Here is an 18,102-nt window from a genome sequence, read left to right as displayed (position 1 = left end):
CGGAGTTTCTCAGACACGCTTACGCTTTAGCGGTCCCGGTAAGAAAGCGTCGATCTCCGCGTCAGTGAAGGTAAGGTCCTCTCTCCTTTGCAAGGCACCTTGCGCTTCGGCATAAGCTTTAGAATTTGTGTGCGGCGCCGCCTTGTAGATCGCGTGCAACTGAATCTGAAGTTCGTCCCGCCGGGCCCGAAGGTCATTGAGATTGAACGCCGGGTCCCGGATATCCGTTAGTAGGCTCAAATATGCCTCGCGAACATTCCAAATGTCTGAAGCCGCGTCTCGATGAATTTGGGCGTCTTGCCCTGGATCGATATCTTTGACGTAGCTGTTCACGATGACCATTGAGATTGACAGAGCGGCAGTGGCCAGTGGGAAAATCGCTGAGCTTTTGTCGAACAGTACGCCGATAGCCCCACCCGTTGTCAGCGCTGACAGAATGATCTGAGCCCACTTGACGCGCCATAGATAAGTGCTGGCTCGCTCGGCCATCTTCTCATGCGCTTTATGAGTGTAAGCACAGCGCCCATACAGTTCGCGTATTTGGCTTTCGAGCACATAGCGCTCGTCTTCAGCCGGGGTAGAGGCTGCCAAAGACTTCTCTCCATTTCTGTCGTCGCGACCATTCTTTGTCGCCTAGGGCGATTGCTTCACACGCACGCAAATATGCACTTCGAGCCTTGAACTCAAAAGCACCCTTTCTCGTGACAGATGAGCCGCTACCCGGTGCGCGCCAATAGTTTTGCTTCGGATCTTGTCCGGCAAGGTAATTGAAAAAATCGCGCATCATGAAGTCGTGATACAAGAACGACTTGTCGCGATACTCATAGTTCTCGATGAACTGATAACCCAGCGTGTCAACCAGCATGCCGCTCATTGGGACGGAGCAATGATCGCACCAAACGCGGCTCATCCGCGCTAGGTACTTCATATTCTTATTTGTCGCGTCGCTCCTTTTGGAAACCGCTGCAATCTCAGCTCTCGGATTGCAGGTTTTCCAACTACCTCCGCCGTTAGCGTTCGGGTAGGTGAAGCTCTCGCCGTCCTTGTTTTCGAAGACGGGCAGGACTTCGAAAGTAATGCCATCCGTGAACGAAATGACGACAACCTGGCCGTCCCCGAAGCTGTCTGAGGTCTTGTACGTCTTGCGGATCGAGGTCTTCACAGCCTGCAGAAGCGCTGATTGACCGTTGCTTTGGTATGCATTGTATTTGGCGTACTCGGCATACGGTAGCGTGAACGCGATATCGAGATCGCTCAACCCTTTTGCTGCGGTGTCGCGGCCATAGGACCCCACATATAGACTGTGAGCAGTCTCGGAATTTGTGTTCCAAAAATCTGTGTTCAACTGTCGCGTGATGCGCTTGTAGCGATAAGAAATATCGGTGATTGATTGCGCCGAGATTTGATAATTGTCTTTGAACGTCGAAAAATCTTCCCCGACCCCCATCTGGTCCTCCGAACCGGTTTCGAAACCAACATGGTGTTTTCGCGATCGGATACAATCAGGCCGAGTAAATTAGCAGTGGATTGAGGGGCCACAATTCGTCTAGCGAGATTCGGCCCCGAACCATTTACTGGCCGAGGGTAAATCCGGGGGGCATTCCAACGATATCGGAAATAGTCTATGTTTTTCATTATGATATGGCGGAAGTAGTGGGATTCGAGCCGCCACATCCTTCGTTGAGCGGATTCGCGTTTCGTCCAGAGGAGTTCACACCAATATCAAATTTCACTTTCCGCGTTGCGATTCAGTTCACGATTAATCCGATCCTTGACCCGACGGACCGCAAGAAGCTGCAATCTCGTTTGGGTCTTGCCACTGATCGGTAAGCGCGAATTTCGTCGCACCTTTTGCTTTTGAGTGCTCTGATGCATGAGGTGTCCACTTAAATAGGTGGACACCTTGTGATGGCAGACGACGATCAGAAACTGCGGGTCAGGCTTGTTGGCCGAAACGGTCGCCGGCGTTACGAGACGACATCGAAGGAGCGTCTTGTGGCGGCCTGCCTTGAGCCTGGCGTTTCGGTCTCGAGACTTGCGCTCGAACACGGGGTCAACGCGAACCTCCTTCGGAAGTGGATCAAGAAGCACACCGCGGCCAGGTCGCTGCCGCCGCCGTCATGCCCGGCGTTCATCCCGGTTCAGCTTGAGGGGACCTCCGAGCGGGCTCTGTCGCGGCAAGGCGGCGTTGCGGCGGTGGATTTTCCGGCGACTTGCGATGAAGTGCGTGGGTCGGAACCCAGGAGATCTCCAGCTTTTTGTTCTCCGGCTAAAGTGAGCGTGTCCTTGCCGAACGGCGTGAAGGTCGCGCTGGAATGCGGCGATGTGGGTGCATTGACGGCGATCATCGGAGCCCTGGGCCATGTTCAGACTGGGCGGTGACCTGCAGGTCTATCTGCACCGTGAGCCGATCGACTTCCGGGTCGGCATCAACAGCCTTGCGGTCCTGGTCCAGGAGACGATGGCGCTCGATCCGTTCGCTCCGGCGGTTTTTGCGTTCTGCAATCGCCGTTGCGACCGGATGAAGCTGCTGTTCTTCGATCGGTCCGGCTTTGTGCTGGTCCTGAAGCGGCTGACCGAGGACAAGTTCCGATGGCCGCGCCGCGAGGCAGCGGTTGTCCGACTTACGACCGAGCAATTGCACTGGATTCTTGACGGCATCGATATTGATGCGATGGTCCGCCATCCGGTGCGGCAATACAAGGTTGCCGGCTGAGCTCTTGAGTTGAGCGGTTGACGCGTCGGTACGGTTCAGATTCAAGAATCCGATGAATCGAACCGGCGATCCGAGTGTTGAGATGCTGTTGGCGCGCATTGCCGCGCTGGAGGCGGAGAATCGTCAGCTCACGGAGCGCGTCGTCAAGCTCGAGGAAGAACTGGCGCTGGCAAGCCTGCATCGTTTTGCGCCGCGCAGCGAAAAGCACGTCGATCGTCTCTTCAATGAAGCCGAGCAGGCCACCGATGAGGATGACGCCGGCAGTGAAACGAACGATATTGCCGAACTTCCGGACACGGGCTTGCCACCCGTCGAAAGCGCGCCGGGAAAGAAGCGCGGCCGCAGGCCGCTGCCGGCCAATCTGCCGCGCGAGCGCGTCGAGTATGACCTGCCCGACGATCAGAAGGCGTGCCCTTGTTGCCGTGGCCAGATGCATCGCATGGGCGAGGCTGTCACCGAGCAACTTCATATCGAGGTGAAGGCGAAGGTTTTACAGAATGTGCGCTTCAAATATGCGTGCCGCCATTGCGATCGCACCGGGATCAACGCCCCTGTCGTGACCGCGCCGATGCCGACGCAGCCGTTGCCGGGCAGCGTTGCCACGGCCTCGACGCTGGCGTTCGCGCTGGTTCACAAATATGTCGATGGCACGCCGCTCTACCGCCTGGCGCAGGCCTTTGAACGCGCAGGTGTTCCTGTCAGCCGCGGCGCTTTGGGCCACTGGGTGATCGGCTCGAGCGAGAAGCATCTGCATCGCATTTATGACGCCCTGAAGCTGCGGCTCAGATCACAACCTCTCATCCATGGCGACGAGACGACGGTTCAGGTCCTCAAGGAGAAGGGCCGGGAGGCCACCAGCACCTCGTACATGTGGGCCTATCGCAGCGGCAAGGGCAGTCACGAGCCGATCGTTCTTCTGGATTATCAGCCAGGCCGCGGCCAACTCCACCCGCAAGCCTTCCTCGGCGATTACCGCGGCATTGTGATGAGCGACGGCTATACCGCATGGCGCACGCTGGAAGGGGCTACCCACATTGGATGCATGGCCCACTCCCGGCGGCGCTTTGTCGATGCACTCAAAGCAAGAAAGAAGGGTGGCGGGCCGCCAGAACAAGCGCTGCGGTTCTTCGAACAGCTCTACCGGGTTGAAAGGCAGGAGCAGGACGAGAAACCGGAGAAGGGTGAAACACAGGCCGACTGCATTCGCCGCTTCCGCCAGCAACACAGCATTCCCGTCCTGAACGCCCTCAAGGGATGGCTCGATGACATGGCCCCGAAGGTCTTGCCTGACAGCAAGCTCGGCGACGCCGTGTCCTACACCCGCAACCAATGGGACTATCTGACGCGTTACACCGAAGATGGCAGGATGCCGATCGACAATAATCTTCTGGAGCGCGACATCAGGGTTTTTGCAACTGGCCGAAAGTGCTGGCTGTTCAGCGACACCGTCGACGGAGCCAGGGCCAGTGCCGTTGTCTACAGTCTGATGCTGACCTGCCGCGCCTCACGCGTCGAGCCGTTAGCATGGCTGCGCCACGTGCTCACCGAGTTGCCTCAGCGCGCGGTCGATGCAGATATCGACGACCTGATGCCCTTCAACTTCGCAAAATCTGCCACGGCCTGAAATCGCCAGGCACCGTCTTCGATACCGAAGGCGAGCCGTCAACACCGCCGGCCTCAGCGTGCCGCGAAACTCGCGCTTACACTGATCGTCTTGTCATCGATCTCAAAACGGTAGTGCCATTCGCCTGGCAACGCTTCTCGAATGCTGAATTGCACGCCTCTGTGCTGCATAAATTCAACCCCAAGCACACACGGTGCCTCTGTCCGGGCACCGCGTCGGTCGAGTGCAGATTGATCCATGATTTCTCAATCATGAGAACGTTGACCTAACACCGAACAGAGCCGCCGATCCTAAGGGACCGGCGGCCAAGTCAAGGGAGGAAACGCCCGTTAGGGCAGCGGTAGCGAGACTACCGCATGGCACCGCCAATCTCTCGGCGGATCTCGAGTATACATTCTTGCGACTAGGCTAGAGAATCATTGCCTACATCGAATGGAGGTGATGCGAAGTCTCGTCTACGCATCGCTAGCTTCAAGTAATTCAATCGAGACCGCACCGAAAGAAAAAGTTGCGTACGCAGCGTACACAATTGAGCTCTTTCGTGCTTTCTCGCTGTATCTTCAACAAGTCAGTGCTGTTTCGCGCGACGGTGTCCCGAGCCATCCATGGAGTGCAAAGCGTGCCGTTCCCTCCTTCGGAGCACGCAAGAGGGACCAAGAGCAGCCGCCATGGCTCGCCCGGCAGGCTGAAAAGTCGGTGGCAGATCACGGACGTACAACTATCAACTATCGATGTTGGTAGTTTCGAGGCGCGACCCTCGATATACTCTGAGCGCACTAAAATCTATCTAGATCTGCGGGAAATACTTCCGAGATAAGGAAGGAGTTCAAATGTCTGCTGCCAGCCAAAGAGGAAACCACAAACAATGGATTTAACCTCAACTGGCGTCGTCCGATCGATATACTGATGTCCTGGTCAGTTTTGGAGCATATCCATTGCTCGGTGCGACGCTATCGGACCTCAACCTGCGCGCCGATTGACGAGTGCGTCAGAACAATTCGGGTAAATCCCTATGCAGAGGCGGCCATCGGATTGAATTCCGTCGAGGGTGACGTCGCGAGCGAATAGTTGAGCGCACCGACGACAGCTATTGATCCGCCGGGCATCACAAAGCCCCGTCCACTTCCCAGTCGAAAGACATCTGTTTATGCCGCGTCATCTTCCCGCAAGTCCTGCCGAGGTTTTCCGTGCCTCTGCGGGACTTCGCGCGGCCGTACGATGTGCCACATGGTTGCGTCTCTGGGATCGTCCGCTTCAGAACGTCGCGACCGATTTAGACGAGATGAGATTTACGGATATGGCGTACTGGTTCTACAAAAGCGCCAGGCCGATCATAAGATCAGAAAATAAGGTACCTGGGACCTTGTTTCTATACGACAACTCAGTTGTGAAGTTGCCGGATGAGTTCAGGAGCGATAGTTCGGTGACGCTGAGCGCATCTGGTGATTTAATTCAGGCAGACGGTCTCTGAATCCTCCAAGGACATCCTTTTTGAAAATGTCGCTTCTGCCCTCTTTGATGCTGACATTTCATTCGCAAATTATGAATTGCCTGTAGCAGAAGAGGAGGTTGCAAGAAGAGCCATAGGCGACGGACGCACGGCGATGATGTGTTGTTCATTCGCTCAATATGCTGCGTTGACCGAACATCGGGGCAAGCATTTTACTGTTCTTAACCTCGCCAATAATCATATACTGGACTTGGGAATAGAGGGTGTTGAAGCTACCCGGGGAGCAATGACCCAAACCGGGATCGTTGACATTGGTGCTCCCCGTCGCCCCGAGGAATACGGGCGAGCAAACATCCTTGCGAAGAATCAAATTAAGATCGGATTTGTATCGGCGACGTTTGGACTTAATGCGCATCAGTTGCCAGAGAACGAAACGTTTCGTGTGCACGCGGCTAGACTTTTGTCCAAGCACGTCCCAACGGATTTGGCGTTGCTCAAAAAGCAAATCCAGGATTGCAAGAAGCAAGGTTGTGATTTCATTATGGCATCAATTCATTGGGGCTACGAATTTGAGTTTTTTCCACGTTACAGACAAATCGCGGCCGCTCATTCATTGATTGAGGAGGGGGTAGACCTGATTCTGGGTCATCACCCTCACGTTATTCAGCCGCTTGAATATTACCGGACAAAGAGAGATCCAGATCGTATTGGTGTTATCGCCTACTCTTTGGGCAGCTTGACGTGGGGATGGTATACCGCGCCGCACCTCGTCTTAAGGTAAGCGTGGCGCCGAGGCCCTTTGGATTTTTTGTGCGGAGTCTTGAGAGCACCGTTAGAAGAGTCATCTTCTGCAAGGGTGCTCATAATGGACGACCATTCTGACGACATAAGACGACCGTTGTCACCGCGTATTGAAGTGTTCGCAGGCGCAGGTCGCAAGCGCTGGCCGGATGATTTGAAGGCGCAGATTGCTGCGGAAAGCCTCGAGCCGGGGGCGGTTGTCACGGACGTCGCCCGTCGCCATGGTTGCCGGCCCCAGCAGGTGCATGACTGGCGGCGCCGGGCGCGTTTGGGCCAGTTGGTATTGCCGGCGTCGGCGGACACGCTGTCGTTCGTGCCGGTGATGTCGGAATCGGCGTTGCCTGCGGCCGCAGACCCCTCCGGGTCGCCTGAAGCCGCCGTTGTGACGGTTGAGTTCCAGGGCGCGCGCGTGGAGGTGCGCGGGGCGCCTGGCCTTGCTGTATTGAGCGATGTGTTCATTGCGCTCCGACGGACACGTTCATGCTGACGCCACCCGCGAGCCTCATGATCTACGTGGCGACGCAACCTGTCGACTTCAGGAAGGGAGCGGAAGGCTTGGCGCTGCTGGCGAAGGAGACGCTGGGCCATGACCCGATGAAGGGCGTGGCGGTGGTGTTCCGTGCGAAGCGCGCCGATCGGGTGAAGATCGTCGTCTGGGACGGCAGCGGCCTTGTGATGTATTGGAAGCGGCTCGATGGCAGCGGCTTCAAATGGCCACCCATCGTGGCCGGTGTGATGCGGATGAATGCGGCCCAGCTGTCAGCACTGGTAGCCGGCATGGATTGGACGCGCATGCACGCGCCTCGAATCCCGCAGCCGAAAGCGCTTGCGTAAAAATGCAAATCATCGCTGCATCGTGACGCGAAGCATGGCAAGCTCGGGCCAATGAGTGATTTGCCCGATGAGCTGCCGAGCGATCCAGCCGAGTTGCGTGTCTTTGCCGCGGCTCTGCTGGATCGCTGCGCCCGGCTCGAGCGGTTGCTCAAGCTTGCAAAAGATGCGCAGTTCGGTCGGTCCTCGGAAAAGCTGGATGCTGATCAGCTACAGCTTGTTCTGGAGGACATCGAAGAGGCGGTCGCAGCTCTCGAAGCAGCCGAGGATCGCGTCAATCCCAGAACCTCCGAGAAGAGAGCGGCCGAGCGTAGAGCCAACCGTGGTCAGCTTCCGGAGCATTTGCCGCGCATCGTCGAGACCCTGATGCCCGCTGCAACCTGCTGTCCGTCCTGCAAAGGCCATCTCTTTGAGATCGGCCACGATGAGAGCCAGAGGCTGGACGTCGTGCCGGCGCAGTATCGCGTCATCGTCACCCGCCGGCCCAAGCTGGCCTGCCGCGCCTGTCATGGCGTCGTCCTCCAGCACGCCGCGCCCGAGCGACTGATCAGGGGAGGATTGCCTACAGAGCGACTGGTCGCGCATGTCATCGATGCCAAGTATCATTGGCATTTGCCGCTTTACCGCCAGGCGCAGATGCTGGCGACGCACGGTATCGCCATCGACCGTTCCACGCTCGCCTTCTGGGTCGGCTATGCCGCCCAGGAATTGAAGCCCTTGTGGCATCGTCTGCGCCAGCTTCTGCTGGCCTCCTCGAAGCTCTGTGTCGATGAGACCCCGGCGCCGGTGCTGGATCCGGGGCGCGGCAGAACAAAAACCGGCTACTTCTGGGCGCTGTCACGCGATGACAGGCCTTGGGCCGGACCTGATCCGCCTGGGGTGGTCTATGCCTATGCACCGGGCCGCGGCGCCGTTCATGGCTTGCGGCTGCTTGAGGGCTATCGCGGCATCATCCACTGCGACGGCTATCAGGCTTACAAGACCATGACCCGAGAGACGCGTGCGGACGCCCTGTCCGGGACGCTCGCCTTCTGCTGGTCGCATCTGCGGCGCCAGTTTGTGAAGATCGAGCGGGGGGCTGCGCCGGCGCCAGCTCCGGTTGCCCGCGAGGCCCTCGAGCGCATCGCCCAGCTTTACGCGGTCGAGAAGGCATTCCGCGGCCGATCTGCGGACGAGCGCCGCGCGGGGCGACAAGCGCATGCCCGGCCTCTGGCTACAGCCCTGAAGCAGTGGTTTGAGGCCAAGCTTGCTCACCTTGCGCAGAAGAGCGACACGGCGAAGGCCCTGCGTTACGCGCTGCGTCATTGGGACGGCCTAACCTTCTACCTTGATGACGGGCGCATCGAGATGGACACAAATGCGGTCGAGCGAGCGATGCGACCGATCAAGCTCAATGCCAAGAACTCCCTTTTTGCCGGTTGCGACGAAGGTGCCGAGAATTGGGCATTGCTGGCTACGCTCATTGAGACCTGTAAGCTCAATGGCGTCAGTGCCGAGCACTGGCTCGCTGACGTTCTCGCCAAGCTCGTCAATGGTTGGCCTGCGGCGCAACTGGACGAACTGCTTCCCTGGGCGTCGACCTATACGATGCATACACACGATCCGAGGCTGGCGGCATGAGCCTGAACACGACCGCGGTCCGGATCAAGGTGACCCTCAAGGATGTGAAGCCGGAGGTGATGCGTCGCCTTGTCGTACCCGTCACCCTGCGCCTTGATCGGTTGCATCTGACGCTTCAGGAGGCATTCGGCTGGACGAACAGTCACCTCTTCGAGTTCTTCGCTGATGAGGTCCGTTGTGGGATTCCTGATCCCCACAACGATTACGGCCACCAGCCCATGGACGCCCGCAAAGCGCGGCTTTGCGATATCGTTCGAGAGACCGGCGCCAAGACGATCCACTATCTCTATGACTTCGGCGACAGCTGGGACCATGTGATCAAGCTCGAAAAATGGTTCGAGAACACCACGACGGAGGGGCTTCCCTTCCTGCTCGAGGCCGCCGGTCGTTGTCCTCCGGAAGACGTTGGCGGTGCGCCAGGCTATGCCGAATACCTCGCCGCCATCAGCGACCCCGGCCATCCCGAGCACGAACACATGCGCCTCTGGGGCCCCGAGCGGTTCGATCCCAACGTCGTCGACCGGAAGGCGCTCGAAGCCGCCGTCAACGCGTTGTCCGACACATGGATATCGCGGCGACGCGCCACGCGAACAAAATAGGCGTCAAGCGCCATTCAAAAGGGCCGCAGAGCTACGCTTACGTCTTAAGTATGATCTTGAACGTTCGATTGTCGAAGGGCGGCAGAAATGGCGCTCACCGCACTTACATCGAAAGCGTCAAGCCCGTTCCGGTATTTCGTAGCATCTCTTGTCAGGGCACAAAAACACTGATGCGCATTGAAAAGCTGGAGGACCATTTGGATGAATGTACATCTTCTCCTCCAGCGGAGCGTATTGGGCGAATGAAAGAGTATGTTGATCTGGTTTTTGGAAGCTGGACAAAGAAGTCTCTCTGATAGACTTTTCGTTGCAATCCAGTTCGCATCCGATACTCTGACGATCGGCGCTTCGACGAAGGCGAGCGCGCAGACGAGCAGCCAGCCGTTTCGATTCTCACGGGATCGTTGAGAGGCACGATTAGGCCCACCCGCTCATTCCGGGCTCGTTTGCGAAAATAATTCCCTCAATTGCAACAGTCGCCGACCACTTCAACGAATGTCTCTGCGAAACCATCCTTTCGCTGCGACCTGCTCTGCTGCAGCCTCATCCTGCGCCATCTTGCGTAGAGCGCCACGAATTATCTTGCCCGTGGTTGTTAGGGGAATCTCATCAGTGAAGCGTACGACGCGCGGATACTCGTGCGCCGCTAGGCGTGACTTGACGAAATTTGCAATGTCGTCAGCCAATGCATCTGATCCAACATGTCCATCCTTGAGCACGACATATGCGGCAACAACCGCCCCCCGCAGCGGATCCGGTTTAGCGACGACGCCGGCAAGACGGACAGCTTGGTGCGCAAGCAGGCAATCCTCGACTTCTGCAGGGCCAATTCTATAGCCGGCGGAGCCAATGACATCGCTATTGCGCCCCACAAAGTGAAGCCGGCCCTCAGCATCGCGTACCCCCTGGTCACCCGTGAGAAGCCATTTCCCATCCGGCCCTTCTACGAACTTCTCACGGGTCCCTTCGGGATTTTGCCAATAGCCGATGAACATCACGGGGTCGGGAGATAAAACCGCAAGGGCGCCTTCCATCTCGTTGGGTTGGCGAATGCCGGTCGCAGCATCGATTACATCAACGACGTGACCAGGCACAGACCGGCCCATTTTGCCCGGAATGGGGGCTCTAGCGCTGCACAGGAAGAAACCACCATGTTGCACTCGGTCTGGCCGTAAAACTCGTTGATCGTGACCCCAAGCGTCGCACGCCCCCATTCGATCAATTCTGCACCAAGCGGTTCGCCGCCGCTTGCCACCGAGCGAAGGCGCACCTCAGGCATCTGGGTCTCAGACAGGAGCTTCATCATCTTCAAAGCGGTGGGAGGCAGAAAGGCGTTGCGTATTCCGCAGGTCTTGATCAGGTCGAACGCTGCCTCTGCGGTGAATTTCGTAAACCGACAGGCGACAACTGGAATGCCATGATGAAGCGCCGGCATGAGCACATCGAGCAGACCGCCAATCCATGCCCAGTCAGCAGGAGTCCAGAAACGATCTCCGTCGTGAGGGAGAAACTCGTGGCTCATTTCAACCCCCGGAAGATGTCCCAACAGAACCCTGTGGGCATGAAGGGCACCTTTAGGGTTTCCTGTGGTACCTGACGTGTAAATTAGAATTGCTGGATCATCCGCGCGTGTCGACACAGGTTCGAAGACATCTGATTTTGCCGCGCAAAGTGCAGCGAAGCTCTGGCCGGTCCAATCGCGCCATCGACGCAGACGATCAACTCCAATGCGGGGAGTTGCAGAAGAAGAGGTTTTATTCGCTCGACGCCCGAGGCGTCGGTTACGATTGCTCTTGCGCCAGAATTTGCCAGGCGATGTAGAAGGGCATCGGGTCCAAACAGTGTAAATAGCGGGATCGAGATGCATGCGAGTTTTGCGAGCGCAACATGCATCACTGCTGTCTCGAAGCGCTGAGGAAGCATAACCCCAACCCGATCGCCCATCTCTCCGGCACGTCGGCCAATGCCGCGCGCGCTCAAGGCGTTAGCCAGCCGGTTGGAGATCGCCTTCAAGTCGCTGAAGCTGTATTCGCGAGTGGGTTTTCCAGGCTCCACATCGATGATCGCCAATCGACCGGGTTCCTTATCGGCCCACCTGTCGCATATATCCGCACCGATATTGTAGTAATCAGGGATATTCCACCGGAACCCATTTCGAACCTCATCGAACGTTTCTCTTTTTTTCAGCATCACTGACCCTTTGTCCTGCGTTTGAGAGGGCGCCGTCCTTGACCTGAGCTCCGGGCGATACGCGCCCTTCGGCTATTGTGCTCCTCGTCGTGTTTCCTGCGTCTGCTCCGATGTCATGGCGTCTGTTACGATCAGCAGTCCTCCCCGACCGATTGAGGGGTACTCGCTGCGCCTTTTGCGCATCCGGTCGTATCTGAAGCGAGAGCCTCGCCGATTCCAGGAAACCGGCGGTATCGGCGATAGGCGCAAAAGCGAAGTGCGAACGCTGACCGCGCGCCTCGCGGCTGCTTCGTGTGGGTACGCTGATGCACTCTCGCGCAGTCGGGCGAGCAAAGATAAAGCACTTGCGAGCCTCGTGTGAGCGCTTGCTTTCAGTGAAGTCTTCCTGACGCTGGCAGCGTCCAACCAGCCGGTCTGTGCTGAGGCGCTGCTCGCGATATTCTTCCCGATTTGATCGAAAGTTCGGAAGCGCCCATACGGAAGCGTGACCAGCTCCGCGCCCCGTTGCCGAGCTCGTTGGCGTAGCGCGCCCTGTCGTCCATTGCTGTGTCACGCAACCTAGCCTGAGAAATTCCGGGTCGGAAAAAGCCGAGTTCCGGCAATAGGCTTATGAAAATAGTATGTCAAATGAAAGAAAATGTTTGACTTTGATCGATGAATTTCGTTCTGTTGGGTAATTCAGTATGGCGCTGGGTGCCATGCACCAACTTCAGGTGACGTGTTGCCGTACACAGAAACCTTGCCGAGTGTGCTCTCGCCGTCGGACCCGCGCCCGGTTCAGCTGGTCAATGCCAACGGACGTGCTGACTTCGTGCTGGTTTGCGAGCACGCGGGACCGCTGTTCCACGGCGGCTCAAGAGCCTTGGTCTGCCCGCGGCCGAAACCCTTGGGCATATTGCCTATGATATCGGCGCCGAAGGTGTGGCTCGTTGCCTTGCGGATCAGCTCGATGCTCCGCTTTTTCTGCAGCGCTATAGCCGGCTTGTTATCGACTGCAATCGTCCCTTTAACGCGCCCGATTGCGTTCCGGAGGTGAGCGATGGGACAGTCGTGCCGGGGAATTTGCAGCTCGCGGAGTATCACCGCCGGCAGCGCTATGCGGAGATCCACGAGCCATTCCATCGGGAGGTGGCGCTCTTTCTAGATCGTCGCGCGACGGCAGGTTCGCCGGCGGTCCTGGTCGCCGTGCACAGCTTTACGCCGCGGCTGGCAGGCGGACCCAAGCGACCCTGGCAACTCGGTGTGCTCTCTAATCGTGACCGCAGCTTTGCCGAGCGTTTCCTTGGCTGCTTTCAGGAGCGGAATCCAACGACGATCTGCGCGCATAACGAGCCGTATGTCGTTGACGATCAGGGCGACTATACGATCCCGGTGCACGGGGAGGCGCGCGGCCTGCTGCACCTGTTGCTTGAAATTCGTAACGATTTGATCGGCGATCCCGAGGGACAGCACCGATGGGCGAGCTTGATCGTCGATGGGCTGATCGATGCGCGAGAGAAAAAGCATGTCAACGATTGATTTCCCCACGACACGCGAGGTGCCGCTGAATCCGAAGCAGTCGGCGCTGTTGTTCATCGACGTGCAGAACTTTTGCGTGCGACGCGATGGCGGCGAGTTCAAGGATGTGTCGGACGTCGAGATTGCCGGCAAGTACGGCTACTATTTCGATCGTTTGAAGAACCTTGCCATCCCCAACATGCAGCGGTTGCAGGGGGCGTTTCGTGCCGCAGGCATAGAGGTACTCTACACGACGATCGAGAGTCTCACCAAAGATGGTCGCGATCGCAGTCTCGATTACAAGATCACGGGCTTCAACGTCCCAAAGGGCTCGTGGGACGGGAAGGTTATCGACGAGATTGCGCCCGGCGGCGACGAAATCGTTCTGCCGAAATCGTCCTCGAGCGTCTTTGTGTCCACCCACGTCGATTACCTGCTGCGCAATCTCGGGGTTAAGCAGCTGGTGTTGGCCGGGCTGGTTACCGACCAGTGCGTGGAATCTGCGGTGCGTGACGCCTGCGATCTCGGCTACCTCGTGACGCTCGTGCCAGATGCCTGCGCCACCTATACCCAGGACCGTCACGACAACACTCTGCGAGCGATCAAGGGGTATTGTCGCCAAGTTGATACAGACGCGCTGCTCGACGAGATCGGAAGGTACTCGGGATATAACGAGAGCGAGTGAAGCGTCAATCTTCGCGGCTCGGGGGCGGCCGCCTGAACCAAAAGGCGACGGCCGCACTCATCGATTGCTCCCGTTCAAAGATGTTCAGCACGTGCCATCAAGCAGAGGGGAATATAACGATGACCGTAAAATTTTCTAGTCTTTGGGTGAGCCTCGCGTTTGCCGGCCTCATCGCGACCAACCTTGCCCATGCTGCCGAGAAGATCAGCAAGATCGGCGTGATTGCGCCGCTCGCTGGCGGCAGCGCCGCCGACGCCAGCGAAATGGTGGACGGCGCCAAGCTCGCCGTTGACGAAATCAATGCGGCGGGGGGCGTGGCCGGCTACAAGCTTCAGGTCGTCGTTGGCGACACGCAGAACATGTCAGTGGAGTCGGTCACCAGCGCCGTCCAGCGCCTGACGAATGACCCAGACCTGAATGCCGTCGTCACCGGCTATGCGGACTATAGCAATTTTGAGATCGAGTTGATGGCCGAGCAGGATATGCCGTACCTGCTCTACGCCAGCACCGACTCGACGCGCGCGATCATTGCACCCCATCCGGACAAATTCCCGACTGTCTGGTCGTTGAACGCGTCCTACGACGCATACAAAACGGCAATGATTCCGGTGCTGCACAGCCTTGAAAAGAGCGGCAAGTTGAAGCTGCAAAATAAGAAGGTGGCCCTGATCTCCACCGACAATCCTTACTCGAAGTCAATCATGAATGGATTGAAAAAGAGCTTCGAGGAAGACGGTTGGACGGTCACATCTGCTGACCTTCTGCCGACGGGGGAAATCAGCGACTGGCGAACGTTCTTCGTCAAGGTCCGCCAGCGACAACCCGGCAGTCGTCATCAATACCGACCCGAGGGCCGACAACGCGGCAAAGTTTCTGACCCAGTTTCTCGAGCAGCCGACCAACAGTCTGGTCTTTATCCAGTATGCACCGCACATTCCGGAATTCCTAAAGCTGACCGGCGAGAAGGCAACGGGCGTCATCTATAATCTCATCGGCGGAACGTTGCCGAAAAACCCGCGCACGACTGAGATCAATACCAAGTTTCAAGCCAAGTTCGGCTACGAGCCGGGCTCAAGCGGACCGGCGGTCTACGAGGAGGTTATGCTTTACGCCGACGCACTGAAGAAGGTTGGCGACCCGAAGAAGCGGCTCGCGATCGGAAAAGCCATCGGTGAGATCAACAAGCTGACAGCGCAGGGTAGACTTTCCTTCGATCCGAAGACACATCTTGCCGTCCAAAGCGACGACGGCTTTCCGATCCAATTCTACCAGGTTTGGGACGGCAAGCGGGTCCTGTTTTCTCCGCAGCAGCACGCGGATGGCGAATTCCGCATGCCGCCCTGGATGAAGCAATAGGCACTTGCGGCGACGCGGCGTAATCGCGTCGTACGCCCAGACATGCTGATCCATGAGACTGGCGGCCGCACATTGGCTGCCATGGCCAAGCGATATCTATGCTGGAAATAAGGGAGGGGTTCCAAATGGGTAATCTAGACGCTGCAGTAAAGGCCGCCTGGAACGCGATCGACCGCGAGCGGAGTTACACGACTGAGCTCACCCAAAGGCTTGTCCGAATACCCTCGGTCAATCCGAAGTTCGTCAATGATCCGGACCAGAACCGCGAGAGTGCGGTCCAAGACCTGGTCGAATTGGAACTCACGTCACTTGGTATGTCGATTGACCGGTGGGACGTCTTTCCGGACCGGCCGAACGTCATCGGTCAGCTCACTGGCTTGGAAGAGCGTAGCCTGCTGTTGTGCGGTCATATCGATGTGGTGCCGGTTGGCGAGGCCGGCACCTGGACGGTCGACCCCTTCGGGGGTGAGATCAAGGATGGTAAGCTTTACGGGCGTGGTGCCATCGACATGAAGAGCGGCGTCGCAGCCGCCATTGCCGCCATCCGGGGTATCAGGGCGGCAGGTATCGAACTTGAAGGACGTGTTGCCCTCCATTCGGTGGTCGATGAAGAAGCTGGCGGCTTTGGTGCGATAGACGCCGTCAAGCGCGGCTATCTCGCCAAGGCGGCGATCATCACCGAACTAACGATGGGTGATATCCAGGTCTGCGAAGGCGGTCTGGAATGGATACGCATCACCATCACCGGTCGGCAAGGCCATTCGGCGTGGCGCTACAACGAGATTTGGCCGCAACGTGATGCACCTGATCGGCTGCGGCCAGCCGTCAATGCGATCGACATTGCAACCCGTTTTCTGGAAGCGCTCAGGAATTTCGAATATTCGAGGTGCCGCATGCGTCAACATCCGCTGCTGCCGCCCGGTATGAATACGATCAATGTCGGGGCAATGCGCGCTGGCGCGGGGCTTGGGCCGGACGGATTGCCGCTCATCATGACCAATCCCGCCATCATTCCGGACGTGGCGGTTATCGACCTCGACTACAAGTTCCTGCCCCACCAGACCAAGGAAGAGATCCGGTCTGAGTTCGAAGCCTTCGTCCACCACTTCTGCCAGCAGGATCTTTGGTTGCAGAAGAATCCGATCAAGGTGCAATGGGAGCTCGGTGGCCTCCATTTCCCGCCTATGGATACCGCGCCAGATCATCCGCTTGTGCAGTCGCTTTTGCAGCGTCGAACCCAGTTGGGCGGCAAGCCGAAGATCTCTGGAATGATTGCCGTCGTCGACGCGGCGCACTACGCCGGCGCGGGAGTTGATGCCGTGATCTGCGGCGCAACCGGCGATGGTTTCCACGGCGCTGACGAGTACGTGGATATCGCCTCGTTGGAGGAAACAACTAAAACCCTGGCCGCCGGAATCATCGATTGGTGCGGAATCAAATGATTGCTCGCAAATGAGTAAACAAATGCAGTGAAAGAGGGATTGCTACAATGAAGCTTTCTAGTCTTTTGGCCTGTCTGGTTGTTGCAGCGCTCGCCGCGGCAGCGCCTGCCCATTCTGCTGATAGAATTGCCAAGATCGGTATCCTCGCGCCGCTGACCGGAAACTCGGCTGCGGATGGAAACGAAATGATCGACGGCGCCAAGCTCGCCGTTGACGAAATCAATGCGGCCGGCGGGGTGGCTGGCTACAAGCTGCAGGTAGTTGTAGGCGACACCCAGAACCAGTCCGCCGATGCCGTGACCAGCGCGATCGAACGCTTGGCGGGTGACCGTGACCTGAACGCCATCCTCACCGGCTATGCCAGCGGCAGCAATTTTGAAATCGAGATCATGGCCGAGCAGGATATGCCGTACCTGATCTGGGCGAATTCGGCTCAGACACGGGACATCATCGCGCCTCATCCGGACAAGTTCCCGACTGTCTGGTCAATGGCTCCGTCCCTGGACGAGTACAATACGGCCATGGTCCCGGTTGTTAAGGGCCTTCTTGCAGATGGCAAGCTCAGGCTGCGGAATACGAAGGTGGCCCTGATCTCTTCGGACAATCCCTATTCGAAGACCATCATGAACGGGCTCAAGAAGAGCTTCGAAGGCGCGGGCTGGACCGTGACATCGGCAGACCTTCTGCCGTTCGGTGAGATCGACAACTGGCGAACATTCCTGGCCAAGGTCCGCCAGGATAATCCAGCCGTCATCATCAATACCGACTATCAGCCGGGCAACGCGGGGAAATTCCTGACCCAGTTCCTCGAGCAGCCGACGGACAGCCTGGTCTTCATCCAGTATGCGCCTTCGGTCCCCGAATTTTTGAAGTTGACGGGCAAGCAGGCCACGGGCGTCGTCTATAACCTGCTGGGCGGCACGCTCAACACGCCTGCGAACCCGCGGGCTGTCGAGGTGATCAAGAAATATCTGGACAAATACGGCCACGAACCGGGCACGTACGGGCCGGCGCTCTATGAGGAAGTCATGGTCTATGCCGATGCTCTGGCGAAAGTGGGGGATCCGACCAAGCGGCTCGCTATCGGCAAGGCTATTGGCGAGGGCCGGAAGCAGATCGTGAGCGGGAAGCTCTCCTTCGATGCGAAAACGCATCTCGCCAACCAAGGTGATGACTCAATTCCCATCCAGTTCTTCCAGATCTGGGACGGCAAGCGGGTTCTGTTTTACCCGAAACAGTATGCGGACGGAGAGTTCCGCATGCCTCCGTGGATGCAGCAATAGCGCTTCGG

At 57.8% G+C, this 18,102-nt stretch carries 17 protein-coding genes and 1 pseudogene; 15 read left to right on the top strand and 3 right to left on the bottom strand.

All coding sequences use genetic code 11. From position 1 onward, the window contains the following. Positions 1 to 9 precede the first annotated feature (9 nt). The gene (locus tag ACSKB9_RS16590; protein WP_438074286.1) at positions 10 to 591 is read right to left on the bottom strand and encodes an SLATT domain-containing protein; all 582 of its coding nucleotides are present in this window, start codon (positions 589 to 591) and stop codon (positions 10 to 12) included. Next, positions 569 to 1,447, bottom strand: a complete 879-nt coding sequence (locus ACSKB9_RS16585) for an SMODS domain-containing nucleotidyltransferase (RefSeq protein ID WP_438074285.1) — start codon at positions 1,445 to 1,447, stop codon at positions 569 to 571. Before ACSKB9_RS16585 ends, ACSKB9_RS16590 begins: the two co-directional genes overlap by 23 nt. Positions 1,448 to 1,908: 461 nt before the next feature. Between ACSKB9_RS16585 and tnpA (ACSKB9_RS16580) the strand changes: the two genes are divergently transcribed. The 9 genes from tnpA (ACSKB9_RS16580) (at position 1,909) to ACSKB9_RS16540 (ending at position 9,937) form a co-directional block, all read left to right on the top strand. Then, positions 1,909 to 2,382 (top strand): IS66-like element accessory protein TnpA, encoded by a 474-nt coding sequence (gene tnpA, locus ACSKB9_RS16580; protein ID WP_438073869.1) that lies wholly within the window; start codon positions 1,909 to 1,911, stop codon positions 2,380 to 2,382. Continuing rightward, positions 2,363 to 2,716 carry an IS66 family insertion sequence element accessory protein TnpB gene (gene tnpB, locus ACSKB9_RS16575; protein ID WP_438074153.1) on the top strand — a complete coding sequence of 118 codons (354 nt, stop codon included), beginning with the start codon at positions 2,363 to 2,365 and terminating at the stop codon, positions 2,714 to 2,716. Before tnpA (ACSKB9_RS16580) ends, tnpB (ACSKB9_RS16575) begins: the two co-directional genes overlap by 20 nt. Before the next feature lie 52 nt (positions 2,717 to 2,768). Further along, positions 2,769 to 4,340 carry an IS66 family transposase gene (gene tnpC / locus ACSKB9_RS16570; protein WP_438074284.1) on the top strand — a complete coding sequence of 524 codons (1,572 nt, stop codon included), beginning with the start codon at positions 2,769 to 2,771 and terminating at the stop codon, positions 4,338 to 4,340. Positions 4,341 to 5,824: 1,484 nt separating this feature from the next. Beyond that, a complete protein-coding gene (locus tag ACSKB9_RS16565; RefSeq protein ID WP_438080249.1) occupies positions 5,825 to 6,571 on the top strand; it encodes a CapA family protein in 747 nt (248 codons plus the stop codon). An 84-nt stretch (positions 6,572 to 6,655) separates the two neighbouring features. After that, complete coding sequence (gene tnpA / locus ACSKB9_RS16560) at positions 6,656 to 7,078, top strand: IS66-like element accessory protein TnpA (protein ID WP_011931030.1); 423 nt, start codon at positions 6,656 to 6,658, stop codon at positions 7,076 to 7,078. Then, on the top strand, positions 7,072 to 7,425 hold the full coding sequence (gene tnpB, locus ACSKB9_RS16555) for an IS66 family insertion sequence element accessory protein TnpB (protein WP_027557044.1): 354 nt from the start codon (positions 7,072 to 7,074) through the stop codon (positions 7,423 to 7,425). Before tnpA (ACSKB9_RS16560) ends, tnpB (ACSKB9_RS16555) begins: the two co-directional genes overlap by 7 nt. Before the next feature lie 51 nt (positions 7,426 to 7,476). Next, positions 7,477 to 9,042 carry an IS66 family transposase gene (gene tnpC, locus ACSKB9_RS16550; protein WP_438074103.1) on the top strand — a complete coding sequence of 522 codons (1,566 nt, stop codon included), beginning with the start codon at positions 7,477 to 7,479 and terminating at the stop codon, positions 9,040 to 9,042. Then, a complete protein-coding gene (locus ACSKB9_RS16545) occupies positions 9,039 to 9,641 on the top strand; it encodes a plasmid pRiA4b ORF-3 family protein (RefSeq protein ID WP_438074283.1) in 603 nt (200 codons plus the stop codon). The genes tnpC (ACSKB9_RS16550) and ACSKB9_RS16545 overlap by 4 nt, the downstream gene beginning before the upstream one ends. Beyond that, the gene (locus tag ACSKB9_RS16540; protein WP_438080649.1) at positions 9,605 to 9,937 is read left to right on the top strand and encodes a hypothetical protein; all 333 of its coding nucleotides are present in this window, start codon (positions 9,605 to 9,607) and stop codon (positions 9,935 to 9,937) included. Before ACSKB9_RS16545 ends, ACSKB9_RS16540 begins: the two co-directional genes overlap by 37 nt. A 192-nt stretch (positions 9,938 to 10,129) precedes the next feature. Here ACSKB9_RS16540 and ACSKB9_RS16535 read toward each other — a convergent pair. Then, positions 10,130 to 11,831, bottom strand: a pseudogene (locus ACSKB9_RS16535) (AMP-binding protein). Positions 11,832 to 12,650: 819 nt separating this feature from the next. Here ACSKB9_RS16535 and ACSKB9_RS16530 point away from each other — a divergent pair. The 6 genes from ACSKB9_RS16530 (at position 12,651) to ACSKB9_RS16505 (ending at position 18,094) form a co-directional block, all read left to right on the top strand. Further along, complete coding sequence (locus tag ACSKB9_RS16530; protein WP_438074282.1) at positions 12,651 to 13,349, top strand: N-formylglutamate amidohydrolase; 699 nt, start codon at positions 12,651 to 12,653, stop codon at positions 13,347 to 13,349. Next, entirely contained in the window at positions 13,336 to 14,013 is a 678-nt protein-coding gene (locus ACSKB9_RS16525) for an isochorismatase family cysteine hydrolase (protein WP_438074281.1), read from the top strand. The genes ACSKB9_RS16530 and ACSKB9_RS16525 overlap by 14 nt, the downstream gene beginning before the upstream one ends. Positions 14,014 to 14,132: 119 nt before the next feature. Further along, positions 14,133 to 14,999: an ABC transporter substrate-binding protein gene (locus ACSKB9_RS16520; RefSeq protein ID WP_438074280.1), complete on the top strand. Its 867-nt coding sequence runs from the start codon at positions 14,133 to 14,135 to the stop codon at positions 14,997 to 14,999. A 16-nt stretch (positions 15,000 to 15,015) separates the two neighbouring features. Continuing rightward, a complete protein-coding gene (locus tag ACSKB9_RS16515) occupies positions 15,016 to 15,369 on the top strand; it encodes a hypothetical protein (protein ID WP_438074279.1) in 354 nt (117 codons plus the stop codon). A 125-nt stretch (positions 15,370 to 15,494) separates the two neighbouring features. After that, complete coding sequence (locus ACSKB9_RS16510) at positions 15,495 to 16,811, top strand: M20 family metallopeptidase (protein ID WP_438074278.1); 1,317 nt, start codon at positions 15,495 to 15,497, stop codon at positions 16,809 to 16,811. A 47-nt stretch (positions 16,812 to 16,858) separates the two neighbouring features. Continuing rightward, positions 16,859 to 18,094 (top strand): ABC transporter substrate-binding protein, encoded by a 1,236-nt coding sequence (locus tag ACSKB9_RS16505; protein WP_438074277.1) that lies wholly within the window; start codon positions 16,859 to 16,861, stop codon positions 18,092 to 18,094. Positions 18,095 to 18,102 lie beyond the last annotated feature (8 nt).

The organism is Bradyrhizobium sp. BR 1433, assembly GCF_051547665.1.
Lineage (GTDB): Bacteria > Pseudomonadota > Alphaproteobacteria > Rhizobiales > Xanthobacteraceae > Bradyrhizobium > Bradyrhizobium australafricanum.
Note: the sequence above shows the minus strand (reverse complement) of the source record. Positions and strands in the feature narration are given on the sequence as shown.

Bases quoted from the DNA above. Each gene is read 5' to 3' on its own strand.
- ACSKB9_RS16520 (WP_438074280.1), top strand. From the start codon at position 14,133: ATGACCGTAAAATTTTCTAGTCTTTGGGTGAGCCTCGCGTTTGCCGGC.
- tnpA (WP_438073869.1), top strand. From the start codon at position 1,909: ATGGCAGACGACGATCAGAAACTGCGGGTCAGGCTTGTTGGCCGAAAC.
- ACSKB9_RS16505 (WP_438074277.1), top strand. From the start codon at position 16,859: ATGAAGCTTTCTAGTCTTTTGGCCTGTCTGGTTGTTGCAGCGCTCGCC.
- tnpB (WP_027557044.1), top strand. From the start codon at position 7,072: ATGCTGACGCCACCCGCGAGCCTCATGATCTACGTGGCGACGCAACCT.
- ACSKB9_RS16525 (WP_438074281.1), top strand. From the start codon at position 13,336: ATGTCAACGATTGATTTCCCCACGACACGCGAGGTGCCGCTGAATCCG.
- ACSKB9_RS16585 (WP_438074285.1), bottom strand. From the start codon at position 1,447: ATGGGGGTCGGGGAAGATTTTTCGACGTTCAAAGACAATTATCAAATC.
- tnpC (WP_438074284.1), top strand. From the start codon at position 2,769: ATGAATCGAACCGGCGATCCGAGTGTTGAGATGCTGTTGGCGCGCATT.
- ACSKB9_RS16540 (WP_438080649.1), top strand. From the start codon at position 9,605: ATGGATATCGCGGCGACGCGCCACGCGAACAAAATAGGCGTCAAGCGC.
- ACSKB9_RS16510 (WP_438074278.1), top strand. From the start codon at position 15,495: ATGGGTAATCTAGACGCTGCAGTAAAGGCCGCCTGGAACGCGATCGAC.
- ACSKB9_RS16545 (WP_438074283.1), top strand. From the start codon at position 9,039: ATGAGCCTGAACACGACCGCGGTCCGGATCAAGGTGACCCTCAAGGAT.
- tnpB (WP_438074153.1), top strand. From the start codon at position 2,363: ATGTTCAGACTGGGCGGTGACCTGCAGGTCTATCTGCACCGTGAGCCG.
- tnpA (WP_011931030.1), top strand. From the start codon at position 6,656: ATGGACGACCATTCTGACGACATAAGACGACCGTTGTCACCGCGTATT.
- tnpC (WP_438074103.1), top strand. From the start codon at position 7,477: ATGAGTGATTTGCCCGATGAGCTGCCGAGCGATCCAGCCGAGTTGCGT.